Raw genomic sequence first — 23,331 nt, forward strand, 5'->3', positions numbered from 1 at the left:
TGTGGTTGTCGCGGGCGCTGCCCGGGGTCGTTAGGGGCGACCCCGGGCAGCCCGGAGTGAGGTCGTCAGAACGACTCCCACTCGTCGTCGCTGCTGCTGTCGTGCTGGCTGGTGCTGGTGCTGGTGTTGCTGTTGGTCTGGCCGGCTCCGGGTCTTTGCCCGGCGTGGCGGCTGGCCTCGGCGTCGCGCTGGTTCGATCGCAGTGCCGGCATCCAGCGGGCCAGTTCGTCCTGGCTGTTGTCGGCATCGGCCCCGCTGTCGGCCAGCTGGAAGCGGCTCATGGTGGCGGTCAGACGGCTGGCCTCGGCCTCGAGCTGGTTGGAGGCCGAGGCGGCCTGCTGCACCATCTGGGCGTTCTGCTGGGTCACCTGTTCCATCTGGTTGATGGCGTCGTTGACCTGGCCGATGCCGTGGCTCTGCTCGCTGGTGGCCGAGGCGATCTCGTCCATGATGTCGCTGACGCGAGTGACCGAGGTGACCAGTTCCTGCATCACCTGGCCGGCCTCATCCACCAGCTCCGTGCCCGAGCCGACCTGATTCAGCGAGGCGTCGATCAGCTCGCGAATCTCGCGGGCCGCCTCCGACGAGCGGCTGGCCAGCTTGCGCACCTCCTCGGCGACCACTGCAAAGCCGCGGCCGTGCTCGCCGGCACGCGCCGCCTCCACCGAGGCGTTCAGCGCCAGGATGTTGGTCTGGAAGGCGATGGCGTCGATGGTGCCGACGATGTCGGCGACGCGATGAGAGCCCGAGCGGATGTCGTGCATGGTGGTGACCACGCTTTGCATCACCTCACCGCCGCGGCCTGCGGCGCTGCTCGCTTCGTTGGCCAGTTGGCTGGCCTGGCGGGCGTTGTCGGCGTTCTGGCTGACGGTGGAGGACAGCTCCTCCATGCTCGAGGCGGTCTCCTCCAGCGAGGCGGCCTGCTGTTCGGTGCGGGCGGACAGGTCGTTGTTGCCGCCGGCGATATGCTGGGCACCCTGGTAGATCAGGTTGCCGCTGTCGCGTACCGCGCCCACGGTGCCGGCCAGCCCCGCCTGCATCTTGGCCAGCGAGGCGTAGAGACGGCCGATCTCGTTGTTGCCGCGCTCGGGAATCTGCAGGTCCAGGCGGCCGGATTCCACCGCCTCGAAGTAGCCGACCAGCCGCCCCAACGGACGAATCACGTTGACCGTGACACCCCACAGCACGCCGCCGATGGTCAGGGCGGCGACGATCAGCACGGCGACGATGGCCCACTGCAGCAGACCCATGTTCTCGAGGAAGGTGTCGTAGAGCGCGGCGCCGTTGCTCTCGGCGGCGACGAAGAAGTCCACGGCTGCCTTGTAGAAGGCGTCGCTGAGCGCGATCAGGCCTTCACGATTCTGGGTGAAGGCGTCGGTGTCGCCCTCTGCCAGCGCCGCCCGCTGCGGGATCATCCCCTGGTCGATCAGGGCGCGGAAGGCCGCTTCCACCCCGGCGATGCGCTCGGCCTGTTCGGGGCGGCTCGGCAGCGCCATGAACTCGGCGAAGGTGGCCTCCAGGGTGGCCAGGTCGTCGTCGAGGGCAGCCGCCGCCTCGATCAGCGGTTCGCGCTCCTCGGGCCACACCGCGTCGAGCAGTCCGGCCTGGATGTCGCGCAGTTCGAGCTGCAGGAACAGTTGCTGAGAGTTGGCCCGGTTGAGGGCGGATTGCTGGTCGACGTTGACCTCGTTCAGGCGCTGGATCGAGTCTTCGCTGAGCGAGGTGATATAGAGGCCGAGGGCGCTGAGCAGCGCCACCAGCAGGGCGAAGGTGCCCAGTACCAGCGTCCAGCTCAGCCTTACCGTCATGTCATTGAGTCGCTTCACGTGCCTTTCCTGTACGGGCGTCGTTTCAAGGGTCCAGGGACCGGATAGATCGGGAGCAGAGGGCGTCAGGCGCCGTCACCGGCGTGTTCGACCAGGGCCATTTCGTCGCTGGTCAACAGCTTGTCGATGTCCACCAGCACCAGCATGCGGTCCTCGAGGCTGCCCAGGCCGCTCAGGTAGTCCGACGACAGGGTCACACCGAACTCCGGGGCCGGCTTGATCTGTTCCGGGGCCAGGGTCATCACGTCGGACACCGCATCGACCACGATGCCCACCACGCGGGTGCCCACGTTGACCACGATCACCACGGTCTGGCCGCCGTACTCGACCCGCTCCAGGCGGAACTTGATGCGCAGATCGACGATGGGAACGATGACCCCGCGCAGATTGGTCACGCCCTTGATGAAGGCCGGGGCGTTGGCGATGCGAGTGACGTTCTCGTAGCCGCGGATCTCCTGGACCTTGAGGATGTCGATGGCGTATTCCTCGTCGCCCAGGGAGAACACGAGGAATTCACGGTGGCTCAGGTCGGTGGCCGCCTGTGCTGCCAGATCGGTGTGCTGGTTCATGCTGAAAGGTCCTCCGTCAGGGGCTGGGATTCAGGCAAAAGGTGGGCGCCGCGAGTATCGTGGTGGCGTCGCTGTTTCTTCTCGCGGTCGAGGCGGTGCAGGTCGGCGATGTCCAGGATCAGCGCCACGCTGCCGTCACCCAGGATGGTGGCGGCGGACACACCCGGCACCCGCCGGTAGTTGGTTTCCAGGTTCTTGACCACTACCTGCTGCTGGCCGATCAGGTCGTCCACCAGCAGGGCGTAGCGGCGCCCTTCGCCCTGGACGATGACGGCGATGGTCTCGGTGATCTCGGTGCGGGCATTGGCCACGTCCAGCGCCGAATGGACCGCCACCACCGGCAGGTACTCGTCGCGCACCTGCAGCACCTGGTCGTCGCCGGCCATGGCGTAGAGGTTGTCGCGGGAGGGCTGCAGCGACTCCAGCACCGCCGACAGCGGCAGGATGAAGGTCTCCTCGCCGACCCGAATCGACATGCCGTCGAGGATCGCCAGGGTCAGCGGCAGCACGATGCGGGTGGTGGTGCCCTGGCCCTGGCGCGACAGGATCTCGACGTGACCGCCCATGGCCTGGATGTTGCGCTTGACCACGTCCATGCCGACCCCGCGGCCGGAGACGTCGCTGACCTGGGCGGCGGTGGAGAAGCCGGGGGCGAAGATCAGCTGCCACACCTCGTCATCGCTCATCGCGTCGGAGACGTTCAGGCCGCTTTCGCGGGCCTTGGCCAGGATGCGCTCGCGGTCCAGGCCGGCGCCGTCGTCGATCACCTCGATCAGGATGTTGCCGCCCTGGTGCTGGGCCGACAGGGTCAGCCGCCCGGTCGCCGGCTTGCCGGCGGCAAGGCGCGCCTCGGGCGACTCGATGCCGTGGTCCAGGCTGTTGCGTACCAGGTGGGTCAGGGGGTCGATGATGCGCTCGGTCAGGCTCTTGTCGAGCTCGGTGGACTCGCCCTCGGTGGTCAGCTCCACGTCCTTGTCGAGCTTGGAGGCCAGGTCGCGGACCAGCCTTGGGTAACGGCTGAAGACGTAGTCCATCGGCACCATGCGTACCGACATCACCGCCTCCTGCAGATCCCGCGCATTGCGCTGCAACAGGCTCATGCCGTTGAGCAGGCGCGGATCGGCGGCGGCGTCGAGCTCGCTGACGGTCTGGTCGAGCATCGACTGGGTGATGATCAGCTCACCGACCAGGTTGATGATCTGGTCAACCTTGTCCACCGAGACGCGGATGGAGCTGGCCTCCTTGACCGGCTTGGCGCTGGTCTTGCGCTGCTGGCGCGGCGGGGGCGAGCCGGCATCCGCGGTCGTGGCGGAGGTGGCAGCAGCGCCGGGCGTCGCAGGGACTGGCTCGGCCGCAGGGGCTGGGGCGGCGGGGGCTTTTTCTGCGCTGTCGCCGGCGCTGTCGCCGGCGCTTTCCGGGGCGCTGTCAGTGCCGGTAACGGGGGCTGTGCCAGCGATACTCTGGCAGGGACCTATCTCGACCTGGTCGGCCTCGGCGATAAAGCACATCACCGCCTCGATATCCTCGGCGCTGACGCTGGTGGACAGCACCACCTCATGGCGCTGGGCGTCGCCGCGTCGCTCCAGCACCTCGCCGAGCTGGGCCAGCTCTTCCACCAGCAGCTCGCGGTCCTTGTCGGCCACGCCGATCAGCGCCACCACCAGGGCCGTGCCGTCGTCCTGTGCCGGCGCTTCACTGGTGGCGTCTTGATCCGCGGGCGAGTCGGCGGGCGGAGCCGTCGTCGCCGGGGCGGGGACCGGATCAGCCGCTGCCGCCGCCGCAGGTGCCGTAGGCTCGGCGCCACCGTCCAACGCCTGGCCGATCTCTTCCAGTGCCAGGGTCTTCAGGGTCTGACAGATGCGCTCGTAGGCCTCCTGGTCCGGCGCCTGTTCGTTGCGGTAGGCGTCGAGCTGGTCGTTGAGCATGTCCTTGGTTTCCAGAAAGGTATCGACGATGTCGGGGCGAAGGCGCAGCTCGCCGCGCCGGGTATGGTCGAGCAGGTTCTCGAACAGGTGGGTGGTGCGCTGCAGGATCTCGAAGCCGAACGTACCGGCGCCGCCCTTGATCGAGTGGGCGGCGCGGAAGATGGCGTTGAGCTGTTCGGTGTCCGGCGCTGCTGGGTCCAGCTCCAGCAGATGGCGTTCCATGTCCGCCAGCAGTTCTTCGGCTTCCTCGAAGAAGGTGTCGTAGAAGTCGGTGATATCCATGCCTGTGTCACCCTTGTTCTGGTTCAGTGCGGCTCGTCTGGCGGCGACGCTGGGGAATTGGCCAGGGCGGTGTGAAAGCGTGCCTCGATGTCCTCGAGGGGACCGGCGAGCTGGGCCTCACCGCCGCCCCTGGCGGGCCTGGGGGCTCGCGGATCGAGGGTGCCGGGGTGGCGAATCAGCTCGGCGACGCTGGGAAACAGCACCACCAGTTCGATACGTCGATTGATCGGATCGGCGGCGTCGGTGCCTGGCATCACCACCTGGTCGGCGAGGCCTGCCACCCGCAGCAGCTTGTCGCCCTCGAGGCCGCCATCGAGCAGCTCCCGGCGCGAGGCGTTGGCGCGGTCCGAGGAAAGCTCCCAGTTGCTGTAGCCGCCCCGGCCGTTCAGGTAGGCCAGGCTGTCGGTATGGCCACTGATGCTCAGGTCGTTGGGCAGGTCGTTGAGCAGCGGCGCCATGGTGCGCAGCAGATTGCGCAGGTAGGGCGCCACGCGGTCGCTGCCGAGGGCAAACATCGGCCGCTGCTCGTCGTCCAGCAACTGGATGCGCAGCCCCTCCTGGGTCATGTCGAAGCGCAGCTGGTCACGCAGTCCGCGCAGGCTGGGGTCCTGCTGGATGGCCAGCTCGATGCGCTGCTGCAGGTCACGGAAGGCGCGCCGTTGCTGCTCGCTGGGGCGGGTCTGGCGCTTGAGGTCGATGCGCATGCGCTCGCCCTGCTGGCTGGTCACGTCGGGCCCACCGCCGGGGATGACCTGGGGGCTCATGGCCACGCTGTCGCCATTGGTCATGGCGGCCAGCAGCGGCATGCTGAAGTAGTCGGCCACTCCCTCGCGGGTCTCGCGGCTTGCTGAAGACAGGATCCACATCACCAGAAACAGCGCCATCAGCGCCGTCATGAAGTCAGCCAGGGCGATCTTCCAGCTACCGCCATGGTGGCGATGCACCACCTTCTTGCGGCGGATGATGATCGGTCGGCGCTGGTTGGAGCTGCTCATGCGGCCCCCGCGCTGGCCTTGGCGTCACGCACATGGTCCTCGAGCTCCTTGAAGCTCGGGCGTTCGCTGGTGTGCAGCGCCTTGCGGCCGAACTCCACCGCCAGCTGCGGCGGATAGCCGTGCAGGCTGGCCAGCAGGGTGACCCTCAGGCACTGCAGCATCTTGATCGACTCGCCGGTCTGGCGTTCGATGCGGTAGGCCAGCGGGCTGATGAAGCCATAGCCGAGCAGGATGCCGAGGAAGGTGCCGACCAGGGCGTGGGCGATCATCACCCCCATCTCGGCGGGATCGGCGGCGGTGACGCTCAGCGCCTTCACCACCCCCATCACCGCGGCGACGATGCCGAAGGCCGGCATGGAATCGCCGACCTTGGCGATGGCGTCGGCAGGAATATGCGCCTCCTGCTCGAACATCTCGATCTCGTGGAGCATCAGCTCGTCGATTTCCATCGGGTCCATGCTGCCGGCCACCATCAGGCGAAGGTAGTCGGTTAGGAAGTTCATGATCATCGGGTCGGCGACGACCTTGGGGTACTCGCTGAACAGCGCACTTTCGGCGGGATTGTCGATGTCGCGCTCGATGCCCAGCATGCCGTCGCGGCGCACCTTGGCCAGCAGCCGGTAAAGCAGCGCCATCAGCTCCATGTACATGGCCTTGTCGTAGCGCTTGGAGCGCCTCAGACGAGGAAAGATGCGGAAGGTCGCCTTGAGCGCCTTGCCGTGGTTGGAGGCGATGAAGGCGCCAACGCCGGCGCCACCGATCATCAGCAGTTCGGTCGGCTGGAACAGCGGGCCGAGGCTGCCGCCGGAGAGCACGAAGCCCCCGAATACCGACAGCAGCACGACCGCGAATCCAATAGGTATCAGCACGACGACTATCCTTTGCAGAGACGTGGAAGACGTTCTGCTTCAGTTATCGGCGTGCCGGCGACAGACTTGAGCCGTGAAATCACCGTTCAACGAAAAAATATGCAGGATCGGTGGGCCCAAGGAAGAAGGGGGAGAGAGTAAAGACAGAGTGAAGGTAGAGAGGTAGAGAGGTAGAGAGCGGAGAAAGAGAGGGTAAGAGAGTGAGAGGGCGAGGGGGTGGGGCCTAGCGAGAAGTGAGTAGGGCGAGTGAAACAGGGCGGATAACCGCGGACTGGACTGCCACAGGGCGCTCCGACGAGGAGTCACCCTGTGGCCTGCGGTGGTAAAGAGGGGTCAAGCCAGATGCTTGACCGGCCCTGCAATCGCTGGTGTCTCTGCCGCCTTGGCGGCCTCGTCCTTCTGCGCCTGGCGACGGCGGGTCTTGCCGGCGCGGGACGGTGGCTGGCAGATGCCGCAGACGTAGTCGTGGCTCGGCGAGTGAGCGTGGGCCACGAAGTTGCCATGACAGCGGGTGCAGGGCGTCAACTGCAGCAGGTCGCTTTCAAAAAAGCGGATCAGCGTCCAGGCCCGGGTCAGCCCCAGCACCGGCTCGGCGGCGTCGATGTCGATCTGCTCGGTGTACAGCCGGTAGGCCTTGACGAAGGCCTCCATGCGCTCGCATCCCTGGTCCTGCAGGCGCTGATAGAAGGCGTAGAACAGCGACGAGTGGATGTTCGGCAGCCAGGTGATGAACCAGTCGGTGGAAAACGGCAGCATGCCCTTGGGCGGTGACATGCCGCGGACCTCCTTGAACAGCCGGATCAGGCGGGCCCGACTGAGGTCGGTCTCGGTTTCCAGGACCTGCAGACGCGCACCGAGTTCGATCAGGTCGATGGCGAGCTGCACCTGATGCATCTCCTGGACCAGGCTCTTGGTGCTCATGTCAGCGCGCCTCCGGTAGAGGCCGCGCTGCAAGCCATCAACAGCGAGGAGTGGAGGTGAGCCAGGCCCTGTTCCCGCGGGTTGTCCACCACCTGACGCAGTTGCTCGGTGGAGCCGAGCCCCAGTTGGCAGAGCAGTTGGTTGGTGCGTGACAGCCGGGTCAGCTGGCGTGCATTGAAGCTTTCCAGCAGCTCGGCCTGTTCTTCGCTGATGTTCAGACGCAGACGGGCGGTGGTGCGGTCTTCGGCCAACAGACGTTGGGCCAGTAGAAGATAGGCAAGATTCAACTCCTGAATCTCGTCGATCAGTGACTGATTGCTCATGGGTTCCCTGCCTTGATCGTTTTTTTTGCTGATCATCGCCAGCTTTAGGTATTGCCGATATACCTGAATAGGTGCGGACGGACACTATCGGAACTTTTTGACGTTTAAGTGTCAGGTCCGTGTCCACCATTCGAGGTATTGTCGATTGCTATCAGTGTGGCGCAAGCCAGGAGGGAGGAAAAAGCTTCAACGGTGTCCGTATGATGTGTATCAATAAAAGTGAATATTCAAAGAAAACCGATATTTACGACGCCAAAAAAACCCAAGTTTAATTAGCCCTGTACATTTTATTACATTCTGTTTCGCGAGTCGCTCGCATTTAGCTCGCCTACCCACACCAGCAGTTCGGCGATCACCTGGTAGAGACGAGGCGGAATCTGCTCGTCCAGATCGAGCTGCATCAACAGGCCCACCAGCGCCGGTTCATCATGGACGTGGATTCCCTGGCGGCGGGCTTCGTCGATGATGCGCTCGGCGATATCACCGTAGCCCTTGGCGATCACCCTCGGTGCCTGATCATTTTCACCATAGCTCAGCGCCACCGCATGGCGGCGTGAGGGTGCGGGTTGGTCATCGCTCACTTGGGAAGCTCCTCGGCAGACCTGCTGTCACCTTCGGTGATGGTCAGCTCCACCCGGGCGAAGCCATGACCCTCAAGGCGCTGTATCAGTGTTTCGCGCCCCTGCTCGAGTCGATCCCTCAGGCCCTCGGCGGACGTCGCCAGGCGCAGGCTCAGGTGCTCTTCACCGAGCAGCGCGGACACTCTGAGCGAGCCATGTTCGGCCAGCTCGAGTTCCAGCTCGGTACGCCAGGCGTGTTCCTCGTCCTTGCTGTCGTCGCGGCCCTTGCCGCCGCCCTGATGATCCGGCTCCCGTTGCGGCGGATGAATGGCGAGCGCCATGAACAGTCCGCTCCAGACATCGCCTTCCCAGCGCAGCACCGGGGTGGCCAGCATCTCGAGCTGGTGGCGCACCAGCGGAGCGAGGCTCTCGTGGACGCCGCTTGGGGATGCGCCCTCGCGACGGGCGGCGGCGGCATCGTCCGACGTGCTCGAGACGCCCTGGGCGCCCTGGGCATTGGCGGCGATTGTCGTCGCCAGGCTGGGCAGATAGCCGGCCGGCTGGGAGCTGCGCCAGGGCGCCAGCGGGAAGGCGGGCGCCATGTTCTGTCGAGAGCTCGGTTGAGAGCCCAGTTGAGAGCTCAGTTGAGTGTTCGGTTGCCCGGCCATTGCGCCTGCTTGAGTAGAGAGCCGACCAGGGCCTGAAGCGGGGGAGTGCCCAGCGGTCTGAGCATTCGCCTCGCTGGCCATTGGCCGAAACACCAGGGCGCGCCACATCTGGGGCTCCCGTGCCAGCTGGGCGCGGTCCAGGTTGCCGTGAAACCAGCGATTGAGGTGGGACTCGTAGAACAGGCCGCTGTCGCGCACGCGCTCGCCCAGACGCTCGGCGAGCATCGTGACGGCGGGCCCTGACGGGCCAGTGGCCAGCCCGGCCGTTGCGCTGGTCGCCGTGGTTGCCGTAGTGGCCGTAGTGGCCGGGGCGCCGTGTGTGGCGCCTTGAGCCGACGGCGACGCGCTCTGGGGCGCTTGTTGGGCGGGGCTCGCCGTCAGCAGGGGACCCGTCGATGTCAACGCCGAGGGCGGCGCCGGAAAACGCGCCAGCAGCTCGGCGATGCGAGCGCCCGGTGCGCTCAATCGGGTGATGGTGGAGGCGGGACGATCGCTGTCGGTGGGGACCTCGGCGTTCGGTGTTGCCGGGCGCTGGCCGGTGGTGGCGGCGGCTTGCTGGGGCCGCCGTGCGTCCAGGCGCGAGTCGCTATGGACCGCGCCTGGCCCCCGTCCCGGGTCCACCGGCTGGACCGGGGCGTTGGGGTCCTTGGTCGGGGGCACGTCGACACGCTTGCCCAGCACCTGGTGGAGCAGGGTATCGATCAGCGGTGTGATGCCGCTCACGGCGTCTCGCGTCGAAAGCGGGTGCCGGCGTTGACCACCCGGCCACCGGCGTAGGCGCGGTGCAGGTCCTGCTGGTTGCGCGACACCTTGAGCAGTTCGCCGAGTTCGTCACGGCGGTGAACCAGCTTTTCTCGCAGCGCCAGATCATTGACCAGAATGGCCTCCAGCAGGCTGCCCAGGCGCTGGCGCTCGTCGGCGTCGAGGCTTGCCATCGGTGCCGCGCCATCGAGTGTCGCGCCATCACGTGCAGCGCTGTCGAGAGCGGCAACCTGGCTGACATAGTCGCCCTCAATAGCAATCAGCTCGTCCCAGGCGTGGTCGGCGGCCAGCGACAGCATCCGTTCGGTCATCGCCAGCAGTGCCTCGTAGCGAGACAGCAGGGGGCCTTGGGTATCTGGGCCTTGGGTATCTGGGCCGTGGTACTCGGCAAGCGGTGGCATCTAGGACCTCAAGCGCTCAGGAGTGGGTGGTGGTGCCGATCTCGCGCCAGGCCGAGGCGATATCCTCGATCAGGCGTTCGGCTTCGTCGAGGCCACTGGCGTCGTTGCGCAGGTTGGCGTCGAGCAGGCGGCGCGCTATGTAGTCATAGAGGCTGTCGAGCTGCAGTGCCACCTCGCCGCCCTGCTCGCCGTCCAGCACCGCGCGCAGGCCGCTGTTGACGATATCCAGTGCCTTGGAGATGGCGGCGCCCTTGGCCGGAATATTACCGTCTTCCAGGTGCAGGCGGGCGGCGCGAATCGACGCCTGGGCGCCGTCGAACAGCATCACGATCAACTGGTGGGGGCTGGCCGACATCACGCCGCTCTCCACCCCCATGCGGGCGTAGGCGCCGGCGCCGCGGCCATAGGTGGCCTGTGCTTGTGTCATTGGTTGTCTCCTCGGCTGGGTCTGGCGGGCTCAGGGCTACTGGTTCAGCTGGGCGTTCAGCGCATCGAACTGCTGGGTCAGGTAGCTGCTGGTCTGGTTCATGCTGGCGATCATGCTGTCCAGCTGTCCGAATTGGCTGCGGTAGCGCTCCACGGTGGCATCGATGCTCTGCTCGGTGCGCTCGTACTGGCGGTCGAGACTTTCCATGCGGGTCTCGAGCCCGCTGGTGGCGTTGTCGAGCAGGCCGCCGTCGTCGAGGATGGCGCCCAGGGTGTCGTCGAGGCTGTCGGCAAGACCTACCCCGTCCTCGCCACCGGTAAAGAAGTCGGCCAGGTCGCCGCGCTCGCTGGAGATGACCTCGTCCAGGCGCTCGTCATCGAGCTCCAGGGTGCCGTCGAGCTGCAGGGTGATGCCGATATCGCTGAGGGTGCGGAAGTCACCCTGGGCCACGCCGCCGGACAGGGTGCCGCGCAGCCGCGATTCGATGCTGCGCAGGGTGGCGTCGCCGAGCAGTTCGCCCGAGGCACCGCTCTCGGCGTCGAAGCTGGTCAGCGTGCCCATGGTGTCCTTGAGCTCGTTGTAGCTGTCGACGAAGCCGCTGACCGCCTCACGCAGGGCCAGGTTGTTGTACTCGACCTTGACCGTGGTCTCGCCGACGTCGGTCAGGGTCAGGTCGACGCCCTCGATGGCCCCCTCGACGCTGTTGGAGGCACTGGTGATAGCGATGCCGTTGACCGTCAGTGCCGCGTCTTCACCGGCCACCGACTGGTGCATGCCGGCGCCGGTGTCGTCGGGGTCGGGGCTTGCGATGTCGAAGGCCAGCTTGGTCTGCAGCTCGGTATCGGCGGCGTCATCCGGCACGAAGCTCACGGCGCTGATCGACGCCTCGGCGCCGGTCTTGTCGCTCGACAGCACCAGACGGTAGGGGTTGTCGGCGTCGCCGGTATTGATGATCGAGGCGCTGACGCCGGCCTCGGTGTCATTGATGGCGTCGCGCAGTCCCTCCAGGGTGCTGTCTTCCTGGCTCAGGCTGATGCTGACGTCTTCGCCACCCACGGTAAGGCTCAGGGTGCCGGCGCCCAGCTCGCTGTCCCTGGCGTCGAAGCCGTCGCTGGCCAGGCTCTGGGCTCGGGCCAGCCGGGTCACCTCGACGTCGTAGCGGCCGGGGCTCGCCAGTTCGCTGGCGCTGGCACTGATACCCTCGCCCTCGACGCTGCTGGACAGGCTCTGGTAAAGCGCCGGGTCGCCGAGCTTGTCGACCGCCTCCTGGAAGCTGTTCAGCGCGCCTTCCAGGGTGCCGTAGGCGGAGATCTTGGCCTGATAGCTCGCCTGCTGGGCCACGATGGGCTCCAGCTGCTTTTGCTCCGCCGCCTCGAGCTGATCGAGCAGCCCGTTGAGGTCGAGACCGGAACCGATGCCGAGCGATGAGATCGAGGCCATGTCGTCCTTCCTGTGTGATGGGGGCAGTGTGACAGAACGCCGGCAGGCCAGTGGCTCGAACAGGCGTCCTTGTGCTTGGTATATCGTCTTATCGGCGGTTGCTCATTTGACTTGAGCGTCAGGCGCCGATGATCACCTCGGCCTGGATCTCGCCCAGAGCGGCCAGTGTCTCGCCTTCCACCAGCGGGCCGATCAGCGGCTCCCGCGGGACCTGGCTGGGCGGCTTGCCGGCCATGCGCTGTACCCGCGAGGGCCGACCCTGGTCGTCCAGCGCCAGTACCCAGCCGAGCGATGCGTCGTCAAAGCGCACCAGCGAGCCGATCGGGTACAGGCCGAAGCGCCGGATAAAGCGCTTGACCCAGCTGGTGTCGAACTTGTCGGGATGGTCGAGCAGGTAGCGGTAGATCGCCGCGAGACGCCAGGGCGGACGGTCGGGGCGCTGGGCACGCATGGCATCGATGGCGTCGACCACGGCACTGGCCCGGGCCAGCTCACGCAGCTCGTCGTCGCGGATGCCGGCGGGATAGCCACTGCCGTCGAGGCGCTCGTTGATCTGGCAGGCGGTGGCCTCGAACACCGAGGCGTTGATCCAGGCGCAGTGGCTGAGGCGCTCGCGCAGCCAGCCCACGTGCTGGACCAGGCGATTGCGTTCGGCGTCGCCGAAGGTCGGCGTCAGGCGCAGGGGCTCGGGCAGCAGCACCTTGCCCAGGTCATGGATCATGGCGCTGGCGACGATGGACTTGCGCAACTCGCCGGGCAGGCTGTCTTCCAGCAGGTCGATCAACAGGATCGCCACAGACAGGCCGTGGCGTACCGGCCAGGACTCCCGGGTCAGGAACCTCAGCGCGAACAGCACACCGTCGCGGTCCTCGTCGTACAGTGCCAGCAGGTGGTCGGCCTGGCGCGACAGGCGCGGGCCGTGGATGCAGCCGCCCTGAATCAGCTCCATCGCCTGGGCGTGCAGGTAGCCGGCTACGCGGGATAGCCGCTGGGTCATGACGGTGGGGTAGGTTTCCGCCTCGCGACGACCAAGGCGTGGGCCGCGGCGCCCTGCCGGTAGCTGAAACAGCGACGATGGCGGACGCCTGGAATCCACCCCTTCGGCGATGCGCGCAGCCTCGCGTTCGACCTCGCGTACCAGCTTCCACAGGGTGCGATCCTGGTGGGCCCCGACGCCGACGAAGCGAAAGCCGGCCTCGACCAGGCGCCGTTCGGGGTCGAAGCGATGATGTTGCACGACGGCCTGGAGCGCCAGACGGGTGCCATCGGGAAAGCCCAGCTCCAGCGGCACCGGCAGCTCTCTGTTGGTCAGCACAGGAGCGGCGGTGCGCGGGAGGTCGAGGCGACAGCCGTCTACCGACAGATCGATCAGGTCCCCGTGCAGGTCCTGGATATCGCCGTCTCTGAGCACCGCCTCGGCGGACATGCCCAGGCGCAGGCGCGCGCGAAAGCTCTGACGGCGCTGCAGCCGCTCCAGCTGGTCCGGGTAGGGGCAGCGCCATAGCCGGCGCAGCGGCACGCCCTGCCCAGGTGCGCGGCTGACTTCCCGCGACAGCTCCGCCTCACTCGGCGCCGTGGTCACCTCTCCGTCCGCGGCCGTGATCGCCGGAGTGCGGGTGATCATTCCCTCGCAGTAGCCGACCAGACGAAAGGGCTTGCCCTGCTTAAGCTGGCAGTGAAGCCCTTCCACCGCGGTGATGTCCAGGGTGATGGACTCCCCCGGGTCAATCTCCATCAGCAGCACCGGTGTCGGCGTTCCACTGCCTTCTTCCCACGCCAGTGCGGCCCCCTGGGGGCCGCTCAAGCAGTCCAGCAGCCTGGTGATTTCCTGAGGGGCGCGTACTTCTTCGAATTCTTGTTGGTGCGGCACCAGCGGGACTCCTCGACGACATCTGGCATACGTTGTCTCGGAGTATCGGCCGAAGGTGCCGGATCTTTAGGCGGGCAACCTTGCTCGGACTAAACAGTCGGCGGGGATGCTGACACAGGTCAAGCGTTGTCAGGCCTGAGAGTGACGCTTGCGCCGCGAGCGGTCGATGGCGTCGCGCTGGCTGGCCAGGCGATGCTCGCCGAGAAAGCGGGTCAAGCGCTCGAAGGGCATGGGGTGGGCCAGGTGGAAGCCCTGGAAGGCGTCGCAGTGATGCCGCAGCAGGAACTCGTGCTGGGCCTCGTGCTCGATGCCTTCGGCCACCACCATCAACTCCAGGTGGTGGGCCATGGCGATGATCCCCTGGAGGATGGCGCCATCCTCCTGGTTGTCCGGCAGTCCCTGGACGAAGGTGCGATCGATCTTCACCGTGCTGACCGGCAGGTGCTTGAGGTAGCCCAGGCTCGAGAAGCCGGTGCCGAAGTCGTCGATGGCCACCTCGACACCCATGTCGCGCAGCGACTGCAGCGTCTCGATGGCGTTCGGGGTGTCGTGCATCAGGATGCCCTCGGTCAGCTCGAGGGTAAGCTGGTGGGCCTCGATGCCGGTCTGGTTCAGGGTGTCGCGCACGGTCTCGAGGAAGTTGGCCCGGCGGAACTGCAGCGGCGACAGGTTGACCGCCACCGCCAGGCCCTCGAGGCCGGCCTCGTTGAGGAGCTGCAGGTCGCTGCAGGCGCGGGTCAGCACCCAGTGGTTGATGGCGATGACCTGGCCGGTTTCCTCGGCCAGGGCGATAAAGTCCTGGGGCGGCACCTGGCCGCGTACCGGATGTTCCCAGCGCAACAGCGCCTCGACCCCGATGATCGCCCGGTGGTTGTCGAACACCGGCTGGTAGTGCAGGCGTAGCTGCTCACCGTCGATGGCGGCCTGCAGATCATGGCGCATCGCGACCCGCTCGTTTACCCCCCAGGTGATGTCCTGGCTAAAGTGCTGCAGCGCATTGCGTCCCTGGTGCTTGGCCTGGTACATGGCCATGTCGGACTGCTGCAGCAACTGCATCGGTTCGATGGTGACGTCGCTGGACACTGCCACCCCGATGCTGGCGGTGACGTGCAGCTCATGCTCGTCGACCCGGTAGGCCTGGGCCACCCTCGGCAGCAGGCGTTCGGCCAGGGTCACCGCCTGTTCGGGCTCGTCGAGGTCCGGCAGCAGCACCACGAACTCGTCGCCTCCGAAGCGGGCCACGGTATCCCCGGGCCTGAGCGCCTCGGTGAGCCGCTGGGCGACCTGGATCAACACCTTGTCGCCGACGTCGTGGCCGAGGCTGTCATTGATCGGCTTGAACTCGTCCAGGTCGATGAACAGCACGCCAAGGTGGTGGGACTGGCGCTTGGCCAGGGCGAAATCGTGGCGCAGGCGATCCTCGAACAGGGCGCGATTGGCCAGGCCTGTCAGGGCATCGTGGCTGGCATGGTAGGCCAGGCTCTCCTCGTAGGCCTTGTGCTCGGAGATGTCGTGCTGGACGCCGACGAAGTGAGAGACCTCGCCTTCGCTGTCCATCACCGGCGAGATGTAGAGGTCGTTCCAAAAGGCCTCGCCGTTCTTGCGATAGTTGAGCAGGGTGGCGCGGACTTCGCTGTGGTTTGCCAGCTGGCGGCGAATGCGTCCGACCACCTGGGGGTCGCTTTCCTCGCCCTGCAGGAAGCGACAGTTGCGCCCCAGCACTTCTTCCTCGGGATAGCCGGTCATGCGCATGAAGGCCGGGTTGGCGTAGATGATCGGCAGCTCCGGCGAGCGCGCATCGGCGATCACGATGCCATTGATGCTGGCCTCGACGCTGCGCTGCAGGATGCGCAGCTGGGTCTCCTGGGCGTGGCGTTCGGTCACATCCTTGGCGATGCCGAAGGTGCCGCTGATGTCGCCGTCGATGATGATCGGCAGGTTGGTGATGTCCATCACCCGCCTGCCCAGGGGGGTGATGATGGGCAGGGTGTAGCGGGTGACCTCGCCCTTGAGCGTCTTGCGCACCGCGTCGCGCACCCAGGAGCGATCCGTTTCCTTGACGAAGAGTTCGTAGTGGCGCCCCAGGATGTCGCCCAGTGGTACCCCGGTAAGGGTCGAGCAGGTGGTGTTGGCAGCGACGAAGATGCCTTCGTGGTCGAGGGAATAGATGGCGTCGGGGTTGTAGGTGAACAGTGAACGGTAGCGCTGTTCGCTCTGGAACAGCGCCTGGCGGTCCTGGTCGCGTTCCACCGCCAGGGCAACCAGCTCCAGGCAGCGCTCGATACGCCGGCTGGGCTCGGCCTGCCGGGTCGGCTCGTGACGAAAGAACAGGCTGACCACCCCCAGCAGACGTTCATCGCTGGCGATGACCGGGTAGGCCCAGCAGGCCTTCAGCTCGCCGTCGCGCAGGCGCGGGTGCACGCCGGCGCAGGCCGGGTCCTCGGTGATGTCGTCGCTGGCCCGTGGGGCCCTCGCCTCGGCGGCGCTGGCCCAGGTGCCGAAGGTGCCGCCCACCGGGGTCCTGGCGAGCAGCGGTGCCATCTCAGACGGCAGGCTGCGACCCGCCGCCAGGCTCAGGGTCTCGCCGCCGGGGTCCAGCGTCAGGACCGTGGCGATGGCGTCGGGCAGGTGACCCTCGAACAGCCTGCAGCAGGCCTCCAGGGTCTCGGTCAGTGGCGCCTCCCGGGCGATCATCGACTGGATCCCCTGGTAGCTCTCGAGCTGGTCCTGGGCGGCCACCAGGCTCTGGGTCTGCCACAGCAGGGTGCGCATCAGCGACAGGCTGATGGCCAGGCTGTAGGACATGATCAACCCGATCAGGGTGATCAGCGCCGGCAGGCTGCCGGCCAGCCACCATGCGCTGTCCGGGCCTGGCAGTGCGCGCAGGGACAGGGTGCGGCCGTCCAGCTCCAGAGTGTTCTCGGCCAGCCGGGGAAGGGTCGGGTCCTTGACCTCCCAGGTGTCGTCGCCGAAACCGCACCACCAGACGCCCTGGCTGTCGGTGATGGCCAGCAGGGTGCGGTCGGCAACGCTGCGGTGACTGGGGGCCAGGGTGCCGGGCAGGTCGATGCAGGCGACCAGGCGGAGGTCGTCATCGGCCAGGGTCCTGACCATGCGTGCCGACGTCGCCAGCGGGTTGTCGGGCAACTCCAGCCGTAGTTCGCCACGGGCCGGCCTGGGCAGTGCCTCGCTCAAGTGGCAGACGCTGTCCTGAGCACGCCGTGAGCGCAGCCATAGCCGCTCGTCGCCGCGATACAGCGCCAGGCTCTCGAGGCTCTGCACGTCGCGCAGGTAAAAGGTGATGACGTCGGCCAGGGCATTGGCGTCGGTCGTCTGCTCGCCGGTGCGGTTGGCCAGGCGGTCGAGCCAGCGTTGGTGCAGCGCCATCTGGCCGCGTGCGCGCTCTTCGATGTTGGTCAGGGTGTTGGCGGCGTCCTGCTGGACGTGGCTCTGGCGCACATGATTGAGCGACAGCCAGGCCAGACTGCTGAGCAGCACCCCGGCACAGGCTACGGCGATGCTGGCGCGCTGCAGGCGCAGCGGGCGGTGGGGTGGGCGTGAGGCCGCCACCAGCGAGGCCGGGCCAGCGATCAGGTAGAGCAGGCACACCGCCATGGGCGAGGTGCTGCGGGTCACCTCCCAGACTCTGGGTGCCTGGCCAGGAATCACCAGCCAGACGGTAAAGATCGCGCCGATCAGCAGCAGCAGCCCCCCCGACAACCGCCACCAGAAGGGGCCCTGGCGATGCTCCACCCCGATCATCAGGGCCACGCAGCCCGGCAGCATTGCTAGCCCCGCCCAACTGGTCATGCGCGGGCCGCCGGTCAGCAGCGACTGCACGTCGGCAGGGCCGCTGGCGACCAGGTCATGGACGATGGCGTACAGCGCCAGCAGCATCATCATCAGACCGCAGACGCTGCGGCCACGCGGTCTGCGCAGCACCTGCAGCAGAACGCCGCCGCCGCCAGCGAGGCTTGCCAGCGCCACATCGGGCACCAGCAGCGGCTGTTCCACCGGGTGGATCAACCAGGCGGCGAGACCCGCAGCGCCGACCATCAGCATTCCGCTGGAGGCCATCAGCAGCCAGGCATCTTCCGCCACATCGCGCAGTCTAAACGGCATCCTACCCACGACCCCCTTGGCGACCCTACTTCCGGGCGCTCATTTCCTTGTCCTTCCGACGCTATGACGAAGACTCGCCATCCTCACAGCATGGCAGGCGACAGCGTTGATAGCGGCCACCGTGGTGCGTCTACCGCCCGAGGCAAAGGCGCCTTTGGACGATCGGTCCGGTATCCCTGGACGCGTTTGCTCGAAATGGCACCAAAACAGTCTTCAACATACCTCAATCACCCGCGAGTGCTAGCCCCTGATGTCAGCATCCACCACCAGAGTCAGCGTCCAGCAAGGGCGCGAGGGGGACAACCGTAGAGAAGATGCGTCAGCGAATAGGCACAGGATTGTGTGGAGGGGGACACGAAACAGGACGATACCGCGGATCGATATCGTCCTGAGGGTTGAGATGGTCGTAAGTGGGCAGCGGGTTCTATGCAGGGACGTGCTTGAAATTCTCCCACTCCTGCTGAAGATGCTCGGTGGAAAGGCCTTCCTTGATTATGAAAATCCCAGCAGTATCAACCCTTTCTACGATTTCGAGATACTTGAGCACGCTGTGATAATGAGGGCGATCCCAGAAGTCATGGATAAAGATCCGCGTGTTATTCAAATTTTCAGCGTGCTCCATGGTGTGAAGTATGGTAGTGAGCGTACAAGCGACGCGAAAGCGCCCATCGATAAGAACCAGGTCGAAAGCGCGTGGCATGTCGTAGATGGCCTTGCTGTAGGCTTCAAACCGGTTGTCGGGCTGAGTATTTACCGGAAAGCCCCATTCCTTGGTGGGGCCAATATCGACGCTGCGCAGTTGGCATTTTTCTCCGCAGGTGTCCGCCAAGGCCGTTACCCACGTCGCATCGCTTTCCACCCCTTGCACCACTAGCCCTTCGCGTACGGCCCAGATGGTAGAGCCCCCCGCCCCGAATTCGAAATAGTGCTTGGCTTTGCGCAGGGCTTTTAGAAAGAGCTGCTGCTCCGGTGGCGTCATGAAGGGAGCGTCAGGCAGGTTGATAGCTTGTTCGACCTCGTTGTCGCTGGGTGCTCCCTGAGGCAACCCAAGTTTAGCGTTGCATTCTTCCTCCAGGTAACGTTCTGCCAAGCCAGCCCGTTTCAGCAATTTCCATGCGAGGTCCTTAGCTTGGAATACCGTATGCATGACGAAAGCCAAACGAGAGAGACGATTTGGTTCGAGAGCCGCTTGTCTAGCGGGACTGGGAACAAACAGCGCGTCCGCGTACAACCATTCGCTGGCGCCCAGAGAGCTGGCCTCTTCCTCTACCGGGACTGGCGTTACCGCATTGAAGCGATAGAACTGGAAGCCGTGGCGATGGGCCCAGTGGCTGACTTGGGCAAAGTCGGCCTGCCTCTGGTAGAGCGGCTGGAAGGGCACTTGGATCTGCAGCAGTAAGGCATTTTCTAGCACCTTTTCGCCATTCTCGAGAATGGCCATGGTGTCGCCGGAAAGATCCAGTGACAGCCAGTCGATGGTAGGTAGCCCCTCAATGCTGTCCAGGGCAATGGTACTGATCGGCAGGCGGGTAAGGCTGCGCATCGGCTGGGCCAGGGTGCAGGGCAGACACTCGGCGGCTTCAGGTTCGAGCAGCGAGCTGTACTGGCCGTTCAGGGTGGCGTGCAGTTCGCCTGGGTTGCCGTCACCGAGGCAGGCGTGGGCGAACAGGTCGACGTCGTCACGGGTCTTGAGAAACTCGGGTTTCTTCACCTGGCTGGCGGGGTCGAAGGCGACCACGCCGAAGGCGTCGAGGTCTAGCAGGGCTCGAGGGTTGCCGGTCTTGAGCAGCCGGGCGCCACTGTCAACGACGATGACGCGGCCCTCGAAGTTCCAGCGAAAACTGTCGTCTGCTGCTGTCTCGGCATGCGGCTCGACGGGGAGGATCGCAACAGGAGTGCTGTCGCCCTCGAAGGTGGCTTGGCCTTCCTTGTCGAAAGTCAGCGCTGTCGGTGGCTTGCCCTCGCAGTGGCGCTGCCAGATTGCCCTGACGGCGGTGGTGAAGTGGCGGGCAAAGCGCTTGGCGTCGCACACGGGGGAGCCCAGCAGCACCTCGCGTAGATGTCGGCGAATGGTGGCCAGGCTGTCGAGGTCGGCGGCCAGTTCGAGGACACGCTCGCGGTACTCGTCCCAGGTCGAGACGACCAGCTCTGGCATACCGGCGTTGATCAGGTGGGTGGCGCTGTGGCGTCCGGCGAAGGTCGGGCCGGGCAGGCTGACCACCGGCACCCCCATGGTGAAGGCTTCACAGGTGGTCAGGCCGCCGGAGTAAGGCCAGGGGTCGAGGGCGATATCCACCCGGTGATAGGCCTGCAGCAGCTCCCCATGGGGGGAGGGCCCCTCGATGATGACTCGTTCGGCGGCGATGCCCCTGGCCTCCATGAAGGCAGTGATACTGGCCGCGCGCTCGCTGCCCTTGAACTGGTGGCTCTTGAGCAGCAGGCGCGAATCGGGTAGCTGGTGCATCAGGGACGCCCACTCGCCCAGCACCACCTCGTTGAGCTTGGTGCCGTTGTTGAAACAGCCCAGGGTGATGTAGCCGTTGGTCTTCGCCGGCAGGGCGTTGATTTCCGGCGTATAGGGCGGCACCTCGTAGCAGATGTAGTCGTCCGGCAGGCGGATCAGCTTCTCGACGTAGTCGTCGTCGCAGCCGGGCGGCGTCTCGATGGCGTCGCTCAGCAGGTAGTCGATGGCCTCGACGCCGGTCGTATTGATCAACCCGCCCACCCACTTGACGATCAACGGGGCCGGTTGCATCGACATGGCCTGCATGCGGGTCCCGGCGTTGTGGCCGGCCAGATCGAACAGGATGTCGATCTGGTCGTCACGCACCCGCTGGGCGACTTCGTTATCGCTCAAGTGTTTGACGGGGGTCCACTGGCAAGCGAGCTTCTTGAGTCGCTGCGTATAGGAATCTTGCTGGAGGTTGGTGCTGTATAACGTGAATGACATTTCATCCGGCGAAACCTTCTCCAGGGCGGCTAGAATCATGCGGGCGACCGGATGGCCGCGAAAGCCGTCGGATAGCATGCCGATGCGCAGGCGCTTGTCCTTGCGTCGCGATGTCTCGGGTCGAGGTGGCGGAGCACTGTCCGCATAGAGCTGGTTCCACTGTCGTGAAAGTGCTAGTAGATCTTTTTGGCTGGTGCTGGGGTAATAGTGCAGCGTCGTGATCAGGTTGGAAAGAGGAAGCGGAGTGCCGGGCGTTGCTTTGTGGGCAGCCCTGTAGGCGGATATGGCGGCGTCGAGGTTCCCCAGCTGACTTTCGATACCAGCCAGATTGTTGAGCGGAAGGTGGCTTGTCGAATCCAGTGTCGCGGCCTTGCGATAGAGCTCCCGGGCTTTCTCGAGCTCAAAGTTCAAGGCAAGGCTTGCTGCCAGGGTCGCGAGGCAGGAAGCGTCATCTTGCGCAAGCGCCACCGCTTGCTCTGCATGTTTTATCGCCTGAGCCTTGTCTTCACGAACCTGATAGATATGGCTCAGCAGGCGATGACCTTCGTGTTTGAGAACGTCTCCCTCGCCCTCGAGCGCTCGTTTCAATGCTTCCTCGGCGGCATCGAAATTGCCAAGACGTACCTCGAGCTTTCCCAGCTGGGCCCAGCTCGCGCTGTCAGTTGGTCTTAGATCGACGACATGGTGAAAAGAGCGCACAGCCTTCTGATAGTCGCGAGCCTGCATCTGAAGTTCGCCCAGACGCTTCCATGTGCCTGCATCCTTGGGTCGTGTTGCGGTCAACCGCTGGGCTTTGGCCAGGCTGGAGGCGCCCCCCTTTTCCGACTTCGTGCAGGAGGGGCGACGTTTCGCAGGGCGCTTGACACGGCTCATGGCGGTTTCCTCGGGGCGGAGTAGGGAGCCGTGTCATGCTAGCGCTTGAAAGGCCAGGGCAAAGCGAAGAAAACCCTCTGGATTTGGTCGCAATCAAGGCCTTGGCGCCACCATTGGTGGGTAAATGGAACCTCTCTATCCTAGGCGCCAATGTGTGAGGCAATAACTTTTTTCGATTCTTTCCCTAAAGCTTTTTCCCATTCCACCGATAGAAGGAGTAACGGCCAACGGCGCCGTTGCGGCAGACCCCCGACGGTCCGCCAATGGAGCCCAACCCTTTAAGGAAGGATGACACCATGTCCGTGATCAATACCAATATCACTTCCATGATTGGTCAGCAGAACCTCAACGCGTCCCAGAGTGCCCTGACCACCTCCATGGAGCGTCTGTCCTCCGGCCTGCGTATCAACAGCGCCAAGGACGATGCCGCCGGTCAGGCCATCGCCAACCGCATGTCCTCGCAGATCACCGGTCTGTCCCAGGCCCAGCGCAACGCCAACGACGGTATCTCTGTCGCCCAGACCGCCGAAGGTGCCCTGAACCAGGTCAACGACAACCTGCAGCGCATCCGCGAACTGACCGTCCAGGCTCAGAACGACACCAACTCCGCCGACGACCTGAACTCCATCCAGAAGGAAATCGACCAGCGCCTCAACGAGATCGATCGCATCTCCGAGGAGACCAGCTTCAACGGCGTTAAGGTGCTTGCCAAAGATGAGGATCTGACCATCCAGGTCGGCGCCAACGACAACGAGACCATCACCATCGATCTCGATGAAATCAGCAGCGAGACCTTGCAGCTCGACACCTTCAACGTCAACGGTATCGCAGGCACCGCAACAACTGGCGCTGCAACGACCCTTGCCAGCGAGTTCGGTCTGGATACCTCTGGTACTTCTGATGCTGCGAGCTTTACTGGTCTTGCCACTGGCCAGAGTGTGGTGAAAGATGGCGATGATGACTTCTATCTCGAGGTGGCAGCGACCGGCGGTAACCCGACCACCTACTATGCGCTGGACGAAAATGACGTTTCGATCAACTCATCCGACAACAAGATCACCGTCACTCTTGACCCGGCTACCGCTACCGGCGTAACCCAGGCGGCGAGCGCCAGCCCGCTTGAGCAGCTCGATAGCGCCCTCAGCCAGGTCGATACTCTGCGCTCGGATCTTGGTGCCATCCAGAACCGCTTCGAGTCGGCGATCACCAACCTGTCCACCACCGAGACCAACCTCTCTGCCGCTCGTTCGCGTATCGAAGACGCCGATTACGCGGTGGAAGTGGCCAACATGACTCGTGCCCAGATCCTGCAGCAGGCCGGTACCTCCGTGCTGGCTCAGGCCAACCAGGTGCCGCAGGGCGTGCTGTCCCTGCTGGGATAAATCAAGGCTTGGTCGCAAGACTGAAGTGGTAATTAAAGGCGGGGCCGAAAGGCCCCGTTTCATCATGGAGTAATATAAAATTGGCGTGTTCGATTTGTGGGTCAGGAAGTCATACAGCTAGAAATTGTCCCAAACCACCGCGCTGCTCAAACTGCGGTCGAGCCGG

General features: G+C 65.1%; 16 protein-coding genes. 1 reads left to right on the forward strand and 15 read right to left on the reverse strand.

Annotated elements, in window-relative coordinates; translation table 11 throughout:
- Positions 1–65 precede the first annotated feature (65 nt).
- From EBB56_RS13615 to EBB56_RS13685, 15 genes are all read right to left on the reverse strand, one after another.
- Complete coding sequence (locus EBB56_RS13615) at positions 66–1,826, reverse strand: methyl-accepting chemotaxis protein (protein ID WP_260425364.1); 1,761 nt, start codon at positions 1,824–1,826, stop codon at positions 66–68.
- Positions 1,827–1,891: 65 nt separating this feature from the next.
- The gene (locus EBB56_RS13620) at positions 1,892–2,395 is read right to left on the reverse strand and encodes a chemotaxis protein CheW (protein WP_045992359.1); all 504 of its coding nucleotides are present in this window, start codon (positions 2,393–2,395) and stop codon (positions 1,892–1,894) included.
- Entirely contained in the window at positions 2,392–4,602 is a 2,211-nt protein-coding gene (gene cheA / locus EBB56_RS13625; RefSeq protein WP_124804593.1) for a chemotaxis protein CheA, read from the reverse strand. The genes EBB56_RS13620 and cheA overlap by 4 nt, the downstream gene beginning before the upstream one ends.
- Positions 4,603–4,625: 23 nt before the next feature.
- Positions 4,626–5,597, reverse strand: coding sequence for a flagellar motor protein MotB (gene motB / locus EBB56_RS13630; protein ID WP_108448563.1), 972 nt, complete (start codon positions 5,595–5,597; stop codon positions 4,626–4,628).
- Positions 5,594–6,466 (reverse strand): flagellar motor stator protein MotA, encoded by an 873-nt coding sequence (motA, locus tag EBB56_RS13635; RefSeq protein WP_045994770.1) that lies wholly within the window; start codon positions 6,464–6,466, stop codon positions 5,594–5,596. The genes motB and motA overlap by 4 nt, the downstream gene beginning before the upstream one ends.
- A 333-nt stretch (positions 6,467–6,799) precedes the next feature.
- Complete coding sequence (gene flhC / locus EBB56_RS13640) at positions 6,800–7,387, reverse strand: flagellar transcriptional regulator FlhC (RefSeq protein WP_045994769.1); 588 nt, start codon at positions 7,385–7,387, stop codon at positions 6,800–6,802.
- Positions 7,384–7,710 (reverse strand): flagellar transcriptional regulator FlhD, encoded by a 327-nt coding sequence (locus EBB56_RS13645; RefSeq protein WP_045994768.1) that lies wholly within the window; start codon positions 7,708–7,710, stop codon positions 7,384–7,386. Before EBB56_RS13645 ends, flhC begins: the two co-directional genes overlap by 4 nt.
- Before the next feature lie 290 nt (positions 7,711–8,000).
- On the reverse strand, positions 8,001–8,291 hold the full coding sequence (locus EBB56_RS13650; RefSeq protein WP_045994767.1) for an EscU/YscU/HrcU family type III secretion system export apparatus switch protein: 291 nt from the start codon (positions 8,289–8,291) through the stop codon (positions 8,001–8,003).
- Entirely contained in the window at positions 8,288–9,661 is a 1,374-nt protein-coding gene (locus tag EBB56_RS13655; RefSeq protein ID WP_045994766.1) for a flagellar hook-length control protein FliK, read from the reverse strand. Before EBB56_RS13655 ends, EBB56_RS13650 begins: the two co-directional genes overlap by 4 nt.
- Complete coding sequence (gene fliT / locus EBB56_RS13660) at positions 9,658–10,101, reverse strand: flagellar protein FliT (RefSeq protein WP_045994765.1); 444 nt, start codon at positions 10,099–10,101, stop codon at positions 9,658–9,660. Before fliT ends, EBB56_RS13655 begins: the two co-directional genes overlap by 4 nt.
- Before the next feature lie 16 nt (positions 10,102–10,117).
- Positions 10,118–10,528 (reverse strand): flagellar export chaperone FliS, encoded by a 411-nt coding sequence (fliS, locus tag EBB56_RS13665; RefSeq protein WP_045994764.1) that lies wholly within the window; start codon positions 10,526–10,528, stop codon positions 10,118–10,120.
- 36 nt (positions 10,529–10,564) lie between these two features.
- Positions 10,565–11,968, reverse strand: coding sequence for a flagellar filament capping protein FliD (fliD, locus tag EBB56_RS13670; protein ID WP_124804594.1), 1,404 nt, complete (start codon positions 11,966–11,968; stop codon positions 10,565–10,567).
- Between the two features lie 118 nt (positions 11,969–12,086).
- A complete protein-coding gene (locus EBB56_RS13675; RefSeq protein WP_124804595.1) occupies positions 12,087–13,838 on the reverse strand; it encodes an HD domain-containing phosphohydrolase in 1,752 nt (583 codons plus the stop codon).
- 129 nt (positions 13,839–13,967) lie between these two features.
- Entirely contained in the window at positions 13,968–17,960 is a 3,993-nt protein-coding gene (locus EBB56_RS22285) for an EAL domain-containing protein (RefSeq protein ID WP_108448569.1), read from the reverse strand.
- Positions 17,961–18,384: 424 nt separating this feature from the next.
- Entirely contained in the window at positions 18,385–21,783 is a 3,399-nt protein-coding gene (locus EBB56_RS13685) for a glycosyltransferase family 41 protein (RefSeq protein WP_124804596.1), read from the reverse strand.
- 296 nt (positions 21,784–22,079) lie between these two features.
- Between EBB56_RS13685 and EBB56_RS13690 the strand changes: the two genes are divergently transcribed.
- Complete coding sequence (locus EBB56_RS13690) at positions 22,080–23,165, forward strand: FliC/FljB family flagellin (protein WP_124804597.1); 1,086 nt, start codon at positions 22,080–22,082, stop codon at positions 23,163–23,165.
- The last annotated feature ends 166 nt before the right edge of the window (positions 23,166–23,331 follow it).

The sequence above is a fragment of the Halomonas sp. YLB-10 genome (assembly GCF_003856855.1).
Lineage (GTDB): Bacteria > Pseudomonadota > Gammaproteobacteria > Pseudomonadales > Halomonadaceae > Halomonas > Halomonas litopenaei.